At 65.2% G+C, this 18,688-nt stretch carries 12 protein-coding genes; 1 reads left to right on the forward strand and 11 read right to left on the reverse strand.

Annotation, left to right across the window (positions count from 1 at the left end):
• Positions 1 to 47: 47 nt before the first annotated feature.
• From rapZ to uvrB, 5 genes are all read right to left on the reverse strand, one after another.
• Positions 48 to 923 (reverse strand): RNase adapter RapZ, encoded by an 876-nt coding sequence (gene rapZ / locus CCK87_RS06005; RefSeq protein ID WP_086460563.1) that lies wholly within the window; start codon positions 921 to 923, stop codon positions 48 to 50.
• A gap of 42 nt (positions 924 to 965) precedes the next feature.
• The gene (uvrC, locus tag CCK87_RS06010) at positions 966 to 2,867 is read right to left on the reverse strand and encodes an excinuclease ABC subunit UvrC (RefSeq protein WP_086460564.1); all 1,902 of its coding nucleotides are present in this window, start codon (positions 2,865 to 2,867) and stop codon (positions 966 to 968) included.
• Positions 2,868 to 2,869: 2 nt separating this feature from the next.
• Positions 2,870 to 5,737: an excinuclease ABC subunit UvrA gene (gene uvrA / locus CCK87_RS06015; RefSeq protein ID WP_086460565.1), complete on the reverse strand. Its 2,868-nt coding sequence runs from the start codon at positions 5,735 to 5,737 to the stop codon at positions 2,870 to 2,872.
• A 73-nt stretch (positions 5,738 to 5,810) separates the two neighbouring features.
• Complete coding sequence (locus CCK87_RS06020; RefSeq protein ID WP_249273745.1) at positions 5,811 to 6,314, reverse strand: PaaI family thioesterase; 504 nt, start codon at positions 6,312 to 6,314, stop codon at positions 5,811 to 5,813.
• On the reverse strand, positions 6,311 to 8,380 hold the full coding sequence (gene uvrB / locus CCK87_RS06025) for an excinuclease ABC subunit UvrB (RefSeq protein ID WP_086460566.1): 2,070 nt from the start codon (positions 8,378 to 8,380) through the stop codon (positions 6,311 to 6,313). The genes CCK87_RS06020 and uvrB overlap by 4 nt, the downstream gene beginning before the upstream one ends.
• 79 nt (positions 8,381 to 8,459) lie before the next feature.
• Here uvrB and CCK87_RS06030 point away from each other — a divergent pair, with 79 nt between their 5' ends.
• A complete protein-coding gene (locus CCK87_RS06030; RefSeq protein ID WP_055781386.1) occupies positions 8,460 to 9,488 on the forward strand; it encodes a 6-phosphofructokinase in 1,029 nt (342 codons plus the stop codon).
• 12 nt (positions 9,489 to 9,500) lie between these two features.
• On the opposite strand, the gene coaE is transcribed toward CCK87_RS06030, so the two are convergent.
• The 6 genes from coaE to polA form a co-directional block, all read right to left on the reverse strand.
• On the reverse strand, positions 9,501 to 10,124 hold the full coding sequence (coaE, locus tag CCK87_RS06035; RefSeq protein ID WP_086460567.1) for a dephospho-CoA kinase: 624 nt from the start codon (positions 10,122 to 10,124) through the stop codon (positions 9,501 to 9,503).
• Between the two features lie 84 nt (positions 10,125 to 10,208).
• A complete protein-coding gene (gene rpsA, locus CCK87_RS06040; RefSeq protein ID WP_044443396.1) occupies positions 10,209 to 11,663 on the reverse strand; it encodes a 30S ribosomal protein S1 in 1,455 nt (484 codons plus the stop codon).
• Positions 11,664 to 11,783: 120 nt separating this feature from the next.
• Positions 11,784 to 12,668: a DUF3592 domain-containing protein gene (locus CCK87_RS06045; protein WP_086460568.1), complete on the reverse strand. Its 885-nt coding sequence runs from the start codon at positions 12,666 to 12,668 to the stop codon at positions 11,784 to 11,786.
• 114 nt (positions 12,669 to 12,782) lie between these two features.
• On the reverse strand, positions 12,783 to 13,688 hold the full coding sequence (locus CCK87_RS06050; RefSeq protein WP_086460569.1) for a thioredoxin domain-containing protein: 906 nt from the start codon (positions 13,686 to 13,688) through the stop codon (positions 12,783 to 12,785).
• Positions 13,685 to 15,367 carry a DUF885 domain-containing protein gene (locus tag CCK87_RS06055; protein ID WP_086460570.1) on the reverse strand — a complete coding sequence of 561 codons (1,683 nt, stop codon included), beginning with the start codon at positions 15,365 to 15,367 and terminating at the stop codon, positions 13,685 to 13,687. Before CCK87_RS06055 ends, CCK87_RS06050 begins: the two co-directional genes overlap by 4 nt.
• 625 nt (positions 15,368 to 15,992) lie before the next feature.
• On the reverse strand, positions 15,993 to 18,683 hold the full coding sequence (gene polA, locus CCK87_RS06065) for a DNA polymerase I (protein ID WP_086460572.1): 2,691 nt from the start codon (positions 18,681 to 18,683) through the stop codon (positions 15,993 to 15,995).
• Positions 18,684 to 18,688: the final 5 nt, after the last annotated feature.

The raw sequence follows: 18,688 nt of genomic DNA on the forward strand, positions 1-18,688 counted from the left end.
CCGATGTCGCGCGGGATGCTCGTGGCGTCCGAGCGCGATGGCCGGTGTTATTCGCGACCGAGGTCGCGATGCTTGACGTTGACGACGACGCCCGGGTAGGACGCGAGCCGAGTGGCAAGAGCTCGGGTGAGGGCCACGGAACGGTGTTTGCCGCCCGTGCACCCGATGGCCATGGTGGCGTGCCGTTTGTTCTCGCGCTGATAACCGGCGAGAACGGGTTTGAGGGAGGCCGCGTAGGACTCGAGGAACTCGGATGCACCCTCTTGAGCGAGTACGTAGTCGCTGACCTCGGGTTCGAGTCCGGTGTGAGCACGCAGCTCCGGGATCCAGAACGGGTTCGGCAGAAAGCGTGCGTCGGCGATCGAGTCGACGTCTGTCGGGGTGCCGTACTTGAAGCCGAAGCTCATCAGCGTGACCTGAACACCCGGAGTGTCGGTGGTCGAGAACCCCTCGGCGATGCGTGTCGCGAGCTGATGGATGTTGAGATCGGAGGTGTCGATCACCATGTCGCTGGACTCGCGGATGGGGTGAAGTCGCACGCGTTCGCGTTCGATGCCGTCGAGCAGCGTGCCGTCGCCCTGCAGCGGATGTGGACGTCTTACCTGCTCGAACCTGCGGACGAGGGCCGAATCGGTCGCCTCGAGGAACAGGACTCTGAGCTGGCTGCCGTCACGGAGCGAGTGGATGATCTCCTGTAGATCGCTGAAGAAATCTCGGCCGCGCACGTCGACGACGGCGGCGATCCGCGGAAGTGTCGAGCCTGCCTTCTCGGCGAGATCGACCAGGGGCCGCAGCATCTGCGGGGGCAGGTTGTCGACGACGTACCAGCCCAGGTCTTCGAGAGCGTTGGCGACCGTCGAACGCCCGGCCCCCGACATCCCGGTGACTATCAGCACTTCTTGGGGAAGTGGATCGTCAGTCATGGGGTCGCCTTCTTCGAGAGTGCGGTCGGGTGAACGTCTAGCCTACCGGCGAGGCTCCGCGACCGGTGCCGCGGAGTCTGGGTGGAGGTGCGCGAAGACCGTCTGCGCCAGACCCGGACCGACGCCGCGAACGGCGGCGATCGCATCCGGTTTCGCCTGACGCAATTGCGACACCGAGCCGAAATGGGTGAGCAGCCGCTTGACCCGGCTGGGACCGAGGCCCGGGATCTCGCCGAGAACCGAGGCGATGTCGCGCTTACGCCGTGTGCGCTGATGGATGATCGCGAAGCGGTGGGCTTCGTCGCGCAGGCGCTGCAGCATAAAAAGCGCCTCGCTGCCTCGCGGCAGGATCACAGGGAAATCGCTGTCGGGAAGCCAGATCTCTTCGAGACGTTTGGCCAGCCCGCAGAGGAAGATGCCCTCGACGCCCGACTCGCGAAGTGCACGCGCGGCGGCCTGCACCTGCGGCTGTCCACCGTCGACCACGAGGAGGTTCGGCGGATACGAGAACTTCTTCGATGACGAGTCGGACTCGCTTCGCTCGGTTCCTTCACGCAGATAGGCGAGCCGCCTCGTGACGACCTGGTGGATCGAGTCGGTGTCGTCGGTGGACTCGGCGATCGTGAACCGGCGGTACTGGTCTTTTCGAGGGAGCCCGTCTTCGAAGACCACCATGGATGCGACGATGTTCGTGCCGCCGAGATGGGAGACGTCGAAGCACTCCATGCGCAGTGGGGCATCCGGCATGCCGAGCGCGTCTTGAATGTCGGTCATGGCCTGACTGCGGGCGACGAAATCGGCGCTGCGTCTGGTCTTGTAGAGCTGGAGTGCGTTCATGGCGTTGACTCTCGCCGTCTGCATCAGCGCCGCCTTCTCGCCTCGTTGGGCGGTGCGGAGACTGACCTTGCCCTTGTCTCGTCGAGTGCCGAGCCAGGTCTCGAGCTCCGCCTTGTCTTCGGGCAGCTCGGGCACGATGATCTCGCGCGGCGGCACGGTCGTGCCGTCGTAGGCGGCCTGCAGGATCGAGTCGACCAGCTCGGCCGTCGTGAGGTCGAGTTCTTTGTCGACGACCCAGGCTCGCACACCGCGGATGCGTCCGCCGCGGACGATGAACTGCTGCACCGCAGCGGCCAACTCGTCGTGCTCGACGCCGAAGAGATCGGTATCGAGATTGTCGGAGAGCACGACGGCACTCTTCTCGAGAACCGCCTCGAGAGCCTGCAGCTGGTCTCGGTACGTTGCTGCTGCCTCGTATCGCTGATCGGCTGCGGCCTCTTTCATCTTTCGGGTCACCTCGGTGACGAAGCGGTTGTCTCCCCCGGCCATGAATGCCACGAAGTCGTCGACGATGGCCCGGTGCTCCTCGACGGTGACCTTATGCGAGCACGGCCCCCCGCAGCGGCCGATCTGGCCGGGAAAGCACGGCCGCCCGGACTGCATCGCCTTCTTGTAGCTCGAGTCGGAGCAGGTGCGGATGGGGAACGCCTTGACCATGAGCTCGATCGTCTCGCGCACAGCCCAGATCTTGGGATACGGGCCGAAGTAGCGAGCGCCCGGAATGCGGGTGTTGCGCGTGACGATGACACGGGGAGCTTCGTCGGCGAGGGTGATGGCCATGAACGGGTAGGTCTTGTCGTCGCGGAACTTGACGTTGAACGGCGGATCGAACTCCTTGATCCACGTGTACTCGAGCTGCAGTGCCTCGACGTCGCTGCCCACGACGGTCCACTCCACCGAGGCGGCCGTGGTCACCATGCGCCGTGTGCGCTCGTGCAGACTGCGGAGCGGCGCGAAGTAATTGCTCAGTCGGGCTCGGAGATTCTGCGCCTTGCCCACATAGAGCACCCGTCCGGTTGCATCTCTGAACCGGTAAACGCCGGGCTGGGTCGGGATCTCCCCCGCTTTCGGGCGATAGGGAACCGTGTCTGGAGAGGTTCGTGCCATGTCTACTTAGCCTCGAGGATCTCCTTGAGGAAGAAGCCGGTGTGGCTCTTCTTCACCTTGGCCAGCTGCTCCGGCGTTCCCGTTGCCAGGATGCGACCGCCCCCGGCGCCTCCCTCGGGGCCGATGTCGATGAGCCAGTCGGCGCTCTTGATGACGTCGAGGTTGTGCTCGATCACGATCACCGTGTTGCCCTTGTCGACCAGACTGCCGAGCACGAGCAGGAGCTTGCGCACGTCTTCGAAGTGCAGGCCCGTGGTGGGCTCGTCGAGCACGTAGACGGTGCGACCGTTCGAGCGCTTCTGCAGCTCTGTCGCGAGCTTCACGCGCTGCGCCTCGCCTCCAGACAGCGTCGTCGCGCTCTGGCCGAGGCGAACGTAGCCGAGCCCGACGTCGACGAGGGTCTTGAGAAAGCGGTGGATGGCGCCGATGGGCTCGAAGAACTCCGCAGCCTCGGCGATAGGCATGTCGAGCACCTCCGAGATGCTCTTGCCCTTGTAGTGCACGCTGAGGGTGTCGCGGTTGTAGCGCGCTCCCCCGCAGACCTCGCACTTGACGTAGACGTCGGGAAGGAAGTTCATCTCGATCTTGATCGTTCCGTCGCCCGAGCACGCCTCGCACCGGCCGCCCTTGACGTTGAAGCTGAACCGACCCGCCAGGTAGCCGCGGGCCTTCGCCTCGGCCGTGTCGGCGAAGAGGTTGCGGATGCGATCGAAGACGCCGGTATAGGTCGCCGGGTTGGATCGCGGGGTGCGGCCGATGGGATTCTGGTCGACGTGCACGACCTTGTCGAGGTTCTCGAGACCCGTGACGCGCTTGTGCTTGCCCGGGATCTTGCGGGCTCCGTTGAGCTTGTTCGCGAGCACCCGGTAGAGGATGTCGTTCACCAGCGACGATTTGCCCGACCCGGAGACGCCGGTGACGGCGACGAAAGTGCCCAGCGGGAAGTCGACGGTCACCTTGCGCAGGTTGTTCGCCTCGGCGTCGACGACGGTGATGAGGCGATCGGGGTCGACCGGCCGCCGGGTCTTGGGCACCTCGATCTCTTTGCGCCCCGAGAGGTAGTCGCCCGTGAGTGACTGCGTGTTCGCCAGAAGAGCGTCGTACGAACCGGAGTGCACGACCTTGCCGCCGTTGACGCCTGCGCCGGGGCCGATGTCGACGATCCAGTCGGCGGTGCGGATGGTGTCTTCGTCGTGCTCGACGACGATGAGCGTGTTTCCGAGGTCGCGCAGCTTGACGAGCGTTTCGATGAGTCTGCGGTTGTCTCGCTGGTGCAGTCCGATCGACGGCTCGTCGAGAACGTACAGGACACCCGTGAGGCCTGATCCGATCTGGGTGGCAAGCCGGATGCGCTGGGCCTCGCCGCCGGAGAGCGATGCCGCGGCCCGGGCCAGGTTGAGGTAGTTGAGGCCGACCTGGATCAAGAAGTCGAGGCGGAGCCTGATCTCGCGCAGCACCTGGGCTGCGATCGCAGCCTCGCGGTCGGTGAGGACCACGTCGTGCATGAATTCCTGAGCGTCGGTCAGGGAGATGTCGGTGACGTCGGCGATGCTGCGACCGTTGACCGTGACTGCCAGAACCTCGGGCTTCAGTCGCTTTCCGTTGCAGACGGGGCACGGGATCTCGCGGAGGAACTCAGACCAGCGCGCGCGCTGCGTGTCGGTCTCGGCCTGGAGGAACTGCCGCTCGATGTAGGGAACGACGCCCTCGAAGCCCGAGGAGTAACTCACCTCGCGGCCATACCGGTTCTTCCACCGGACCTTGACCTCGAAGTTGTTGCCGCGGAGAACGGCATTCTGAACCTCGTCGCTGAGCTTGCCCCAGGGGGTCTTGAGCGAGAAGTCGAGGTCGCGTGACAGGCCGTGCAGCAGCTTCTCGTAGTAGCTGAAGAGGCCCTTGCCCTGGGTGGTCCACGGAACGATGACGCCCTCGGCGATGCTGAGGTCGGGGTCGCCGAGAAGCAGGTCGGAGTCGACCGACATGCGCGTGCCGAGACCGGAGCACTCGGGGCACGCTCCGAACGGTGCGTTGAACGAGAAGGTGCGCGGTTCGATCTCGGTGAGAGCGATGGGGTGGTTGTTGGGGCACGAGAGCTTCTCGGAGAACGTCTGCCAGGCATCCGGACCCTCGGAGTCGACGTAGTTGATCTGCACCAGCCCGTCGGTGAGGCGCAGTGCCGTCTCGAGGGAGTCGGTGAGGCGGCTCAGGATGTCGGGACCCGCCACCAGTCGGTCGACGACCACCGAGATGTCGTGCTTGATCTGCTTCTTGAGCTTGGGCGGGTCGTTCAACTGAACGACCTCGCCGTCGACGAGGGCTCGCGAGTAGCCGCCGGCGGCCAGTTCTTTGAAGAGGTCGACGAACTCGCCCTTCTTCTGCGAGACGACCGGGCTGGCGACCTGGTAGCGGATGCCGTCTTCGAGCTCCATGAGCTGATCGGCGATCTGCTGAACGGTCTGTGACTTGATCTGCTCTCCGCAGATCGGGCAGTGCGGGATGCCGATACGCGCCCAGAGCAGACGCATGTAGTCGTAGATCTCGGTGATCGTGCCGACGGTCGACCGGGGATTGCGGTTGGTCGACTTCTGATCGATCGAGACGGCGGGGCTGAGCCCCTCGATGAAGTCGACGTCGGGCCGATCGACCTGGCCGAGGAACTGCCTGGCGTAGGCCGACAGCGACTCGACGTAGCGGCGCTGCCCCTCAGCGAAGATCGTGTCGAAGGCCAGAGACGATTTGCCTGAGCCTGAGAGCCCGGTAAAGACGACGAGCGAGTCTCGAGGGATCTCGAGGTTCACGTCTTGCAGGTTGTGGACACGGGCGCCGTGGACGCTGAGGACGTTGGAGGAATCTACCTTCGAAACTGACACCTCGAAAGTCTATGTGCGGCCACCGACACTCCGTCCCCGTTCCGCTGACGGCGTGCAGGTGCGGATGTCTGTGCTAGGCCTCGAAGACGAGAAGGGTGCTCGAGGCTGTCGCCACGGTGCGTCCCTCCGAGTCGGTCACGACGCCCTCCGCGAACGCGATGCGGCTGCCCGGCTTGGTCACCGTACCCGTCACGGTGAGCATGCCCGACACCGTGTTCAGGGCCCGCAGGTAGTTGACCTTGATCTCGAGCGAGGTGTAGCCCTGCCCGGCTCGAAGCGTGGAGTGCACGGCGCAGCCGAGCGCGGAGTCGAGAGCGGTGCACATGAAGCCGCCGTGCACAGCGCCGATCGGGTTGTAGACGGACTCGTCGGGCGCGCACGTGAACACAGCCGTTCCGCGGCTCGCAGACACGAGTTCGAGGTTCATCAGCACCGCGATCGGGGGCGGCGGGATGCGGCCCGCGATCATGGCGTTCAGATACTCGAGCCCGCCCAGGGTTCTGGCTTGGGCAGCACCGATCAGGGGGTCTTGCCATTCGACGACGCGACTGCGCGGCGGTGCGGCCTCGCTGTTCACGAGAGATGTCCCGCCGCCGACATCTGCCGGAGCTCCTTCTTCAGGTCACCCAGTTCGTCGCGCAGCCGCGCCGCGAGTTCGAACTTCAGCTCGCCGGCGGCCTGCAGCATCTGCTCGTTGAGGTCGGCGATGATGGCCTCGAGCTGGTTGGCGCCTTCTGCGGCGATGCCCTCGCGGCGCAGGTTGGGGGTGGGTGACTTCTTCTTCGAGCCGTCTCGGCCCGCGAGGAGCTGGGCCGTGTCGGCACCCTCTCGTGCCAGCACCTCTGTGATGTCTGCGATGCGCTTGCGCAGAGGCGTGGGGTCGATGCCGTGCTCGGTGTTGTAGGCGACCTGCATTTCGCGACGGCGGGTGGTCTCGCTGATGGCGAAGGCCATGGAGTCGGTCACCTTGTCGGCGTACATGATGACCTGGCCCGAGACGTTTCGCGCTGCTCGACCGATGGTCTGGATGAGCGATGTCGACGAGCGCAGGAATCCCTCTTTGTCGGCGTCGAGGATGGCGACGAGCGACACCTCGGGCAGATCGAGGCCCTCGCGCAGAAGGTTGATGCCCACGAGAACGTCGTAGAGCCCCGCGCGCAACTCGGTGAGCAGCTCGACCCGTCGCAGAGTATCGACGTCGGCGTGCAGGTAGCGCACCTTGACCCCGTGCTCGCCCAGGAAGTCGGTGAGCTCTTCGGCCATCTTCTTGGTGAGCGTGGTGACGAGGACGCGCTCGTCTCGACCCGCGCGCAGCCGGATCTCCTCGAGCAGGTCGTCGATCTGGCCGGTGGACGTCTTGATGACGATCTCGGGATCGATCAGACCCGTGGGACGGATGATCTGCTGCACGACACCGTCGGCGATGCCCATCTCGTACTTGCCGGGAGTCGCAGAGAGGTAGACCGTCTGACCGACCCTGTCTTTGAACTCTGGCCACTTGAGCGGACGGTTGTCGAGCGCGCTCGGTAGGCGGAATCCGTGGTCGACCAGCGTGCGCTTGCGCGACGAGTCGCCCTCGTACATGGCGCCGATCTGCGGAACCGTCACGTGGGACTCGTCAATGACGACGAGGAAGTCGTCGGGGAAATAGTCGAGTAGACAGTGAGGTGCGGCTCCGGGCGGACGCACATCCATGTGCCACGAGTAGTTCTCGATGCCGGAGCAGAAACCGATCTGCTGCATCATCTCGAGGTCGAAGGTGGTGCGCATGCGTAGGCGCTGGGCCTCGAGGAGCTTGCCTTCTTTCTCGAGCTGGCCGACGCGGAGCTCGAGCTCGTCTTGGATCGTGCCGATGGCGCGCTGCATCACGTCTGTGTCGGTGACGTAGTGCGACCCGGGGAAGACGGAGACCGAATCGAGCTTGCGCACGATGTCGCCGGTGAGCGGGTGCAGGCTGTAGAGCGCCTCGATCTCGTCGCCGAACATCTCGATGCGGATGGCGAGCTCTTCGTACTGGGGAATGATCTCGATCGTGTCGCCGCGCACGCGGAAGTTGCCGCGAGAGAAGTCGATGTCGTTGCGGTTGTACTGCATCGAGACGAACTTGCGGATCAGCCAGTCTCTGTCGATGCGCTGGCCTACCTGAAGGGCGATCATCGCGTTCATGTACTGCTCGGGGGTGCCGAGGCCGTAGATGCACGAGACCGTCGAGACCACGACCACGTCGCGCCGACTCAGCAGCGAGTTCGTGGTCGAGTGGCGCAGGCGCTCGACCTCGGAGTTGATCGAGCTGTCTTTCTCGATGAACGTGTCAGTTTGAGGAACGTAGGCCTCGGGCTGGTAGTAGTCGTAGTACGAGACGAAGTACTCGACGGCGTTGTTGGGCATGAGCTCGCGGAACTCGTTGGCGAGCTGGGCCGCGAGGGTCTTGTTGTGCGCGAGCACGAGCGTGGGCCGCTGGACAGCTTCGATCAACCACGCCGTCGTCGCCGACTTGCCTGTTCCTGTTGCACCGAGGAGCACCACGTCGGTCTCGCCGGCGTTGATTCGGGCCGTCAGCTCGGCGATGGCGGTGGGCTGATCGCCGCTCGGGGTGTATTCACTGACGACTTCGAAGGGGTGGACGGAGCGGGTGGGTTCCATGCAATAAGTTTAGGTCGGGGTAGTGACACTGGTCCCTGCCTGGCAGTGGAACGGATTTCTTTCGAACAGGAGCGGCGCCATGCGCATCGGCATTCTCACCTCGGGCGGCGACTGTCCCGGACTCAATGCGGTCATCCGCGGGGCCGTTCTCAAGGGAACGGAGATCAACGGCCAGGAGTTCGTCGGTTTCAGAGACGGCTGGCGGGGCGTGGTCAACGCCGACATCATGGAGCTGACGCGCCACAACATCCGCGGCATCGCCAAGCAGGGTGGCACGATCCTCGGTACGAGCCGCACCAATCCGTTCGAGGGTGAGAACGGCGGCCCGGAGAACATCGCGGCCAACATGGAGCGGCACGGAATCGACGCGATCATGGCTATCGGCGGCGAGGGCACTCTCGCCGCGGCCAAGCGCCTGACCGATGCCGGCCTCAAGATCGTCGGCGTTCCGAAGACGGTCGACAACGATCTCGATGCCACCGACTACACCTTCGGTTTCGACACCGCTGTGCAGATCGCGACCGACGCCATGGATCGGCTTCGTACGACCGGCGAGTCGCACAGCCGATGCATGGTCGCCGAGGTGATGGGCCGCCACGTGGGATGGATCGCCCTGCACTCGGGCATGGCGTCGGGCGCCCACGCCATCCTGATTCCCGAGCAGAAGACCAGCGTCGAGCAGATGTGCGAGTGGGTGCAGAGCGCCTACGATCGCGGTCGCGCTCCCTTGGTTGTGGTGGCAGAGGGCTTCATGCCCGACAGCATGGACGACCCGCATTCCGAGCGGGGTCTGGATGCCTTCGGCCGGCCACGCCTCGGAGGCATCGGCGAGCGCATCGCCCCCCTGATCGAATCGATCACGGGAATCGAGACGCGTGCGACGACCCTCGGACACATCCAGCGGGGAGGCGTGCCGAGCGCCTACGACCGTGTTCTCGCGACGCGCCTCGGCATGGCTGCCAGCGACATCATCGGGGACGGCGCCTGGGGTCAGATGGTCGCCCTCAAGGGCACGGAGATCGTCACGGTCGGTTTTGCCGAGGCCCTGGGTAAGCTCAAGACCGTTCCGCAGCACCGCTACGACGAGGCCGCTCTGCTCTTCGGCTAAGAACGCACAGGGTCACAAGACGCGGGCCCGGTCTAGGGCTCGTGCAGCGACGTCTACCCAGAGTGCGTCGACCTGATCGAGGGTGTGCTGGAGTGATCCCGACGTGTCGATGATCACGTCGGCGACCGCGCGCCGCTCCTCGTCGCTGGCCTGGGCGGAGATGCGTCGTTCGGCCTCGGCTCGAGGCATTCCCCGATGCGTGAGAAGACGCTCGATCCGCACCTCGGCCGGGGCCTCGCAGACGACGATGAGATCGAATTCGAGCTCCCTGCGGGCCTCGACGAGAAGGGGAACGTCGTAGACGACGACGGCAGCCGGGTCCGCTGCATGAGCAGCGGCGATCAGCTCGGCGGTGCGTGCGTGCACCCGCGGGTGGATGATGGCCTCGAGCCGGCCCCGGGCATCCGGATCGGCGAAGACGATGCCGCCCAGCGCGGCCCGATCGAGTGAGCCGTCGTCCGCGAGCACCCCGCCTCCGAACTCGGCAGCGATGGCCTCGAGCCCGGAGGTCGAGGGTTCGACGACCTCGCGCGAGAGGGCATCCGCGTCGACGTGGACAGCCCCGTGATCGACGAGTCGCCGCGCCACAGTGGATTTTCCTGAAGCGATTCCGCCGGTGAGTCCCACGATGAACATGGCTCCATGCTATCCGGGCTCTTGATGCGAACCGGCTTAACGACGGAACGGCCGCCCCGAAGGACGGCCGTTCTGTCGTGCAACCTAGGAGTTGCTGCTCGACAGCTTCTCGCGAAGCGCGGCGAGGGTCTCGTCGTCGGCAAGCGTGCCGGCTCCGGTCGACTCGCTCGAGAACGAGGAACCGGCGCTGGCGCCGTCGCCTGAGGCGACCTCGGCGTTGCTCGTGGCAACCTGCTTCTTGTGGGCTTCCCAGCGAGCCTGGGCCGCAGCGTAGTCCTGCTCCCACTTCTCGCGCTGGGTCTCGAAGCCCTCGCGCCACTCGTTCGTCTCCGGGTCGAAGCCCTCGGGGAACTTGTAGTTGCCCTGGTCGTCGTACTCGGTGAGCATTCCGTAGAGCGCCGGGTCGAACTCGGTGCCCTCGGGGTCGACACCCTCGTTGGCCTGCTTGAGGCTCAGCGAGATGCGGCGACGCTCGAGGTCGATGTCGATGACCTTGACGAAGACCTCGTCGCCGACCGACACGACCTGCTCGGCGAGCTCGACGTGCTTGCCCGACAGCTCGGAGATGTGAACGAGTCCCTCGATGCCCTCTGCGACGCGAACGAATGCGCCGAAGGGAACGAGCTTCGTGACCTTACCCGGAGCAACCTGGCCGATGGCGTGGGTGCGGGCGAAGACCTGCCACGGGTCTTCCTGCGTCGCCTTGAGCGACAGGGAGACACGCTCGCGGTCGAGGTCGACCTCGAGGATCTCGACGGTGACCTCCTGGCCAACCTCGACGACCTCGGAGGCGTGCTCGATGTGCTTCCAGCTGAGTTCGGAGACGTGAACCAGTCCGTCGACTCCACCCAGATCGACGAACGCACCGAAGTTGACGATCGACGAGACGACGCCCTTGCGGACCTGTCCCTTCTGGAGGTTGTTGAGGAACGTGGTGCGGCTCTCGGACTGCGTCTGCTCGAGCAGGGCGCGGCGCGACAGAACGACGTTGTTGCGGTTCTTGTCGAGCTCGAGGATCTTCGCCTCGATCTCCTGGCCCAGGTAGGGCGTGAGGTCGCGCACGCGACGAAGCTCGATGAGCGACGCGGGCAGGAAGCCTCGGAGTCCGATGTCGACGATGAGTCCACCCTTGACGACCTCGATGACCGAACCGGTGACAACACCGTCGGCGTCCTTGATCTTCTCGACGTCTCCCCACGCACGCTCGTACTGAGCGCGCTTCTTGGAGAGGATCAGGCGGCCTTCTTTGTCTTCTTTCTGAAGAACGAGGGCCTCAACCAGATCGCCGACCTGGACGACCTCGGTGGGGTCGACGTCGTGCTTGATGGAAAGCTCACGCGAGGGGATGACACCCTCGGTCTTGTACCCGACGTCGAGGAGAACCTCGTCGCGGTCGATCTTCACAACGGTGCCCTCGATGAGGTCTCCGTCGTTGAAGAACTTCAGTGTCTTTTCGACCGCGGCAAGAAAGTCTTCTGCCGAGCCAATGTCGTTGATGGCGACCTGCTTGGCTACTCTGTCGGTCGTTGCGATTGTCATAAAAGTAAATGCTCCAGGATGGACATATATCAGGCCGACGACAGCCGAGTTCGAGGTTTCGAGCAAGACTGCTCTGCCGACGGCGAGCGGATGGGATGGCACAAAACGTGCCAAGTCATTCTAGCCCCGGAGATCGGTGCGCGGCAACACCGTGGGCCGTCCCGCCAACTGCGCCGCCTCCGGGCCGAGACCCACCATGATCTTCGTCTCGTCGTTCGGCGCCAGAGGGTCGAACCACACGACGGCGGGGTCGCCTGCGCGCGGCGTGGCAGCACGAGGGAAGGTCGCTCTCTTCGTAACCCAACGATCCGTTCCGGCGGTGTCCGTGAAGCGCGTCGTGAACTGGATGCGCGGCGAACCCTGGATCTCGGTCCCGGTCGCGATCGCCTCCGTGACGACGCCGGGCACCCGGGTGCCTCGTGCTTCGATGTCCGTCATCCGGCTCAGACTGCGTCTGGTCGCTCTCATCGCGGCCAGCGCAGCGACGACAGCGAGGAGGAAGACGACGCCGACGGTGGCGGGAAGCCAGTAGGGCAGGTAGTAGGCGGCCCACGCGTCCGACTGCCACGGCTCCGGGTCGCCCCCATCGATGAACGCGACCTTCTCGCCGATCGCATCGGGCGCGCTCCAGTTCGGAATGAAGAGCACCAGTCCGATGGCGATCCCGAAGAGGGCCGTGCAGAACGGGATGATGAGCGCGGCGCCGCCCAGCCCGGCCCGGCCGAGTCGCCCGGTGAGGAAGACGCCGACGAAGGAGCCGATGCAGATGGCTCCGACGGCGAGGAATTGGGAGTCCACCGAGTCGAGGTCGCTGGTCCAGTTGCCGACCTGATTGACCGTCATAAGACGGAAGATGTCGAGGATGCTCCCCATGCCGAATCCGGCGACGACCCACACGACGATGTGGACGACTCCCAGGAGAGCGATGACGAGGGCGGTGCCGGGGCTTTTCGCTGCCCTGGCTTGGCGTGCGGCGCGTTCTACGCGCGGATCTGATGTGCTCATGTGCACACGCTACGAAGCCCGCAGAGTGCGGGGTAGGTGATGAGCTACTCATCCCCGCCTGCGGTATTACTCAGGGAGGCTGCGCGGCTCAGAGGGGTGCTCGGCGACGACCGTTCAGTTGGCGCCCGGCAGCACGAAGTCCGCGAATTCCTGCGCGTCGGTCAGGCTGCCGTCGTACTGCACTCCGTCGACGATCACGGTGGGGGTGCCCGAGATGCTGTCGAGGTCGGAGTCGGGCACGGGCTCGTTCAGCGCACGCTCGGTGGCCTCCGTCACCCATCCGGTGAATTCGCCCGCGTCGATGCAGTCCGTCACACCGGTGCCGTCTCCCGCGCCAGCCTCCTTCGCCAGGTCGATGAGGTCGGCGTCGCTCAGCCCCTCCGTGTTCTCTGCGGGCTGCTTCTCGAACAGGAGCGCGCTGAACTTCTCGAAGCTATCGGGCGCGGAGTCCGCGACGCAGGCGGCAGCATTGGCGGCTCGGGTCGAGTACTTCGTTCCGAGAGAGGCGCGGTCGAGAATCGAGATGGGGTGGACTTCGAGCACCACCTTGCCCGAGTCGACCCACTCGGAGAGCTGCTCGGCATTGGTCGTCTCAAATTGGCCGCAGAACGGGCAGAAGTAGTCGATGTAGGTGACGACTCGAACCGCGTCGTCTCCCCCGTCTCCGATCTCGATGCCGTCGCCGGAGCTGCCTGACGGTGCGCCGGAGGTGCCTCGCGAGCCAGATTCAGACCGACTCGACGATGTTCGATCGATCGACGAGAAGACACTCGTCAGCACGAGAACGGCAGCGACGACCACGGCGACCACCACGAGTACCGACCCCCCGAGCACCCACGGCCAGACCCGACGGCGTGACGGGTTCGGCGCCGCAGCCGTGACCGGGCCGGCCTGCTGGGGCGGCGTGACCGCGGCCGGTGGAGCATCGCGGTGTGCGTCGCTCCACTTTTCGCCGTCCCACCAGCGCTCTCGTGGCGAGTTCTCTTCGGGATACCATCCGGGCGGTGGCGTGTTGCTCATCGAGAGCCTCCGTCTGCGAGCAGGAATCTCTGGAGCGTATCGAGGCCGACCCCACCGAGATCGAGTGCGCGGCGGTGGAACTCCTTGGCATCGTAGGCATCGCCCTGCTGTGCCTTGTAGGCATCGCGCAGCTGCTCCCAGATGCGCTGGCCGACCTTGTACGACGGCGCCTGTCCGGGCCAGCCGAGGTAGCGATTCACTTCGAAGCGAATGAAGGCGTCGTCCATGTTCACGTTGGCTCGCATGAAGTCCAGCGCGTACTCGGCGTCCCAGATGCCGTTGCCGTCGGGACGCGGCTTGCCGAGGTGGACTCCGATGTCGAGAACAACCCGAGCTGCCCGCATTCTCTGACCGTCGAGCATGCCGAGTCTGTCGGCCGGATCGTCGAGGTACCCCAACTCCTCCATCAGGCGTTCGGCGTAGAGGGCCCACCCCTCTGCGTGCCCAGACGTTCCCGCCAGCTGGCGACGCCAGGTGTTGAGGGTGGCCCTGTTGTAGACGGCCTGGCCGATCTGCAGGTGATGCCCGGGCACTCCCTCGTGGTAGACCGTGGTCAGCTCGCGCCAGGTATCGAACGTGGTGACTCCCGCGGGTACCGACCACCACATGCGTCCGGGGCGGGAGAAGTCGTCGGTGGGGCCCGTGTAGTAGATGCCGCCCTCGTCGGTCGGTGCGATCATGCACTCGAGTGCCCGGATCTCCTCGGGGATGTCGAAGTGGCTTCGCGACAGTTCGGCGACGGCCCGATCACTCGTGGTCTGCATCCACTCCTTCAACGCAGCTGTTCCGTGGAGCTTGCGGGAGTCGTCGGCGTCGAGGTGAGCGATAGCCTCGTGCACCGTCGCACCCGGCAGGATCTCCTGCGCGATCGCCTCCTGTTCGCGAGTCATGCGGGCGAGCTCGGCGAGACCCCACTCGTAGGTCTCGTCGAGGTCGATCGTGGCGCCGAGGAATTCGCGTGACCGAAGCGTATAGATGTCGCGACCCACGGCATCCACCGGGGTTGCCGCGGGCAGGAGCTCGGTCTCGAGAAAGTCGGCGAGCCGCGCGTATCCGCCGGCAGCGGTCAAGGCTGCCTCCTCGAGCGACTCCGTCGCAGATTCGGCGGGAGCGCCATGCGGAAGTCTGGCGAAGAAGCCGTCGCTGGATGCGTTCTTGCGTGCCTGCGCGGCGACCTCGACGACCTGGCGTCTGGCAGGCACGATGTTTCGGGCGATGCCCTCTCGCAGGGTCTCGATGTATCCGTCGAGCGCGACGGGCACCGCGCGGAGCCGCGTCTCGATGATCTGCCAGTCCGCTGGCGTCTCGGTCGGCATCAGATCGAAGGCTTCCCGGATATCTTGGGACGGCGACGCGATGACGTTGAGGTCTCGCAGATGGAGGCCTGCTTCGGCACTGTCCACTTCGAGTTGCAGCGAGGCGCCGAGGTCGAGCTGCGTGACGCTGTCGACGTCGTCGACGGGAACTGCCGCTGCCAGCTGAGCCTGAGCTCGCAGAACCTCGGCCAGGTAGAGCTCGTGGCCCGTGGGAGACAGATCGGCGAAGCGGGTGTTCGCTTCGACGCGGCCGATGTAGGTGCCGAGCGTCGGTTGCAGCCGCACGAGGGTGTCGACCCACTCTTCGGCGATGGAGTCGATCTCCGTTGGCGTTCGTGCGGGAGGCTGTGGGAGATCGGTCATGCATTCAGCCTAACGAGGACCTCCGGCATCGTCGGCTCCCGAGTGGACGCGAATGGTTTCTCGAGTGGAACGTCGTCTGTCTGGGGACAGTCGCCGGTGGGCCTCACCGAGGACAGTCGCGTTGAAGAATGCGTCGACCGAGTGCTGCGCAGCGTCGACGCTCGCGGCGTGTGCGCCGTACCATCGGCCACACGTCATCAGTGGCGGACCGTCGACTTCGTGTGCGAACCATCCGTGGGTGCCGGCGTTGGGTCCGTGCACAGACCTGATCTCGATGTCGTGTCGGGCCAGGCGAGCGCCGAGGACGGCGTCTCGGGCGTCGTCGAATGAGTGATAGATCACGGCACTCCGCCCGAGTTCGCGGTTGTTGCTGGCGAGGAGACGCCAGACGCAGACCGGACCGTTCTGCGGGTCGGCGAGACGATCGAGGGGCCGGTCGGATGGAGCAGTCAGCCCATCGCGAAACCGTGACCAGGCTCGTGGCATGGGGTCCGCAGCCGACGTGAAAGACGAGAATACGATGCTCGCCGCCGTTGTCACCTCGACATTCTCTGTGACTCGGATGTCGGGCGGGCGTCCTGGAGGTGTCCGAATGGTGTCGAGAAGGGCTGAGCGAGGGGAACGATCAGTGCGCGGCGTCGTTCCAGTTCGCTCCGCGACCGACCTGCACTTCGAGGGGAACCCGAAGTTCGGCGGCGGTGCTCATGCGCGTGGTAACGATCTCGGACAGCGTCTGCCACTCGCCGGGTGCGACATCGAAGACCAGTTCGTCGTGCACCTGCAGAAGCATGCGCGAGGCGAGCTGCTGCTCTTTCAGGTCGCGTGCGATGTTGATCATGGCGATCTTGATGATGTCGGCGGCGGTGCCCTGGATCGGGGCGTTGAGAGCGGCCCGCTCGTCGTTGTCGCGCAGCACCCTGTTCGCGCTGTTGAGGTTGGCGAACGGACGACGGCGGCCGAAGATCGTCTCGGTGTAGCCGTCTTCTTTAGCCTGCAGCACCACGTTGCGCAGAAAGTCACGCACGGCGCCGAAGCGCTCGAAGTAGTCGGACATGAGCTTCTTGGCCTCGCTGGACTCGATACGCAGCTGCTTCGAGAGTCCGAAGGCGCTCAGCCCGTAGGCGAGGCCGTAGGACATGGCCTTGACCTTGGTGCGCATGGCCGGTGTGACGTCGGAGGGCTCGACGCCGAAGACGTGCGCGCCGACGAAGCGGTGCAGGTCTTCGCCCTCGGTGAAGGCCGTGATGAGGCCCTCGTCGCCCGACAGATGGGCCATGATCCGCATCTCGATCTGCGAGTAGTCGGCGGTGAGTAGAGTCTCGAAACCGTCGCCCACCTGAAAAGCGTGCCGGATGCGACGGCCCTCTTCGGCGCGCACGGGGATGTTCTGCAGATTGGGGTCGGTCGACGAGATGCGACCGGTGCTCGATCCGGTCTGGACATAGCGCGTGTGCACTCGGCCGTCGGGGGCGATCGCCTTGTCGACGGTCTCGATGATCTGGCGCAGCTTGGTCGCATCGCGATGCTGCAGCAGGAGACCGAGGAACGGGTGCGGGCTCGACGCTTGCAGGTCGGCGAGAGCGCCGGCGTCGGTCGAGTAGCCCGTCTTGGTGGCGCGCGTCTTGGGCATCGAGAGCCTGTCGAAGAGCACCTCTTGGATCTGCTTCGGCGACCCGAGGTTGATCTCACCGCCGATGATCTCGTAGGCATCGGTGGCGAGGTCGGTGGCCGTGGCGGCCAGTTCGGAGGACAGCTGCGAGAGTTCGTCGTGGCTCACCGTGATTCCGATGAGTTCCATGTCGACGAGCGCCATCAGCGTGGGAATCTCGATCTCGCCGAGCACCCGCATCGTTCGCTCGTCGAGCGACGAGATCTGGGCGGCCGCGACGCGTGCGATGTACCACGCCTGGGTCGCGGGGCCCACGTCGGAGTCGTCGTCGGGCACGAGCTGATTGGGATCGGGCGTGGGCAGCACCTCGGCGAGGGTGCGGTCGACGAGTTCGGCGAGCGAGCGATCGGCTGAGGAGTCGGGACGGACCAGCCAGGCGGCGAGCGTGCTATCGAAGCTCAGCCCGGACACGGCGAGCCCGGCTCGACGAAGCGTCTTGATCTGTTCCTTCGCTCCGTGCATGATCTTCGGCGAGTCGCTCGCCAGCCACGCTTCGAGAGCCGAGTAGTCGGGGCTCCCCGCGCTCCAGGGCGCGAACAGGCTCTCGGTGGCCGATGCGATGCCGAGGCCGATGGGTACGCCGCCCTGCTCTTCGACCTGGAGGGCGAGCCCCTGCGGGTTGTTCTTCTGGGCGCGAGAGAGCCAGAGCTCGAGCTCTTCGTCGAGCACCGTCGCCGGGGTCGGAGCCGTGATCGAGACAGGAACGGCCTCGGGACCCGCGGAGCCCTGCGCGGCCGACGCATCCGGAGCTGCACCCTGGCCGTCGAGCTTGAGGACACGGTCGAGAAGAGTGCGGAACTCGAGTCGACCGAACACCTCGCGCAGAGCCTGCTCGTCGATGGGCTTGCGCTCGAGATCTGCCGGACCGACCGGCAGCTCGACGTCGGTGAGCAGATGATTGAGCTTTCTATTGCGCACCGCGTTCTCGTACTGCTCGCGCAGCTTGTCGCCGACCACGCCCTTGATCTCGTCTCTGCGCTCGATGATCGCGTCGAGGCTGCCGTACAGGTTGATCCACTTGGCGGCCGTCTTCGGACCGACCTTGTCGACACCGATCAGGTTGTCGCTCGTCTCGCCGACGAGAGCGGCGATCTCGGGGTATTGGTGCGGCTGCACGCCGTACTTGTCGAACACCTTCTCGGCGTCGTAGCGCGTGAGTTGGGACACACCCATGGCAGACGGGTAGAGCAGGGTCACGTCGGGGCGGATGAGTTGGATGCTGTCGCGGTCGCCCGAGACGACGAAGACGCGGTAACCCTGCTCTTCACCCTGGCGAGCGAGGGTGGCCAGGATGTCGTCGGCTTCGTAGTCTTCTTTCGACACCGTGGTGATGTTCATGGCGTGCAGAGCCTCTTCGAGCAGAGGGATCTGGCCTTTGAACTCGGGGGGCGTCTCGCCCCTCGTGCCCTTGTATTCGGGGTACTCACGCGTGCGGAACGAATGCCGGGAGATATCGAACGCCACCGCGATGTGGGTCGGCTTCTCTGCCTTGAGGAGATTGATGAGCATGGCGATGAAGCCGTGGATCGCATTGGTGTGCTGCCCGTCGCGGGTCTGAAAACTGTCGACGGGCAGGGCGTAGAACGCCCGGAACGCGAGTGAATGGCCGTCGATGACGAGGAGGGTAGGCTTTTCTGAATCCGACACGACCC

It is taken from the genome of Agreia sp. VKM Ac-1783 (genome assembly GCF_900177765.1).
GTDB lineage: Bacteria > Actinomycetota > Actinomycetes > Actinomycetales > Microbacteriaceae > Agreia.

Bases quoted from the DNA above. Each gene is read 5' to 3' on its own strand.
- rapZ (WP_086460563.1), bottom strand. From the start codon at position 923: ATGACTGACGATCCACTTCCCCAAGAAGTGCTGATAGTCACCGGGATG.
- rpsA (WP_044443396.1), bottom strand. From the start codon at position 11,663: ATGACAATCGCAACGACCGACAGAGTAGCCAAGCAGGTCGCCATCAAC.
- CCK87_RS06050 (WP_086460569.1), bottom strand. From the start codon at position 13,688: ATGAGCAACACGCCACCGCCCGGATGGTATCCCGAAGAGAACTCGCCA.
- uvrB (WP_086460566.1), bottom strand. From the start codon at position 8,380: ATGGAACCCACCCGCTCCGTCCACCCCTTCGAAGTCGTCAGTGAATAC.
- CCK87_RS06055 (WP_086460570.1), bottom strand. From the start codon at position 15,367: ATGACCGATCTCCCACAGCCTCCCGCACGAACGCCAACGGAGATCGAC.
- uvrC (WP_086460564.1), bottom strand. From the start codon at position 2,867: ATGGCACGAACCTCTCCAGACACGGTTCCCTATCGCCCGAAAGCGGGG.
- CCK87_RS06045 (WP_086460568.1), bottom strand. From the start codon at position 12,668: ATGAGCACATCAGATCCGCGCGTAGAACGCGCCGCACGCCAAGCCAGG.
- coaE (WP_086460567.1), bottom strand. From the start codon at position 10,124: ATGTTCATCGTGGGACTCACCGGCGGAATCGCTTCAGGAAAATCCACT.
- CCK87_RS06030 (WP_055781386.1), top strand. From the start codon at position 8,460: ATGCGCATCGGCATTCTCACCTCGGGCGGCGACTGTCCCGGACTCAAT.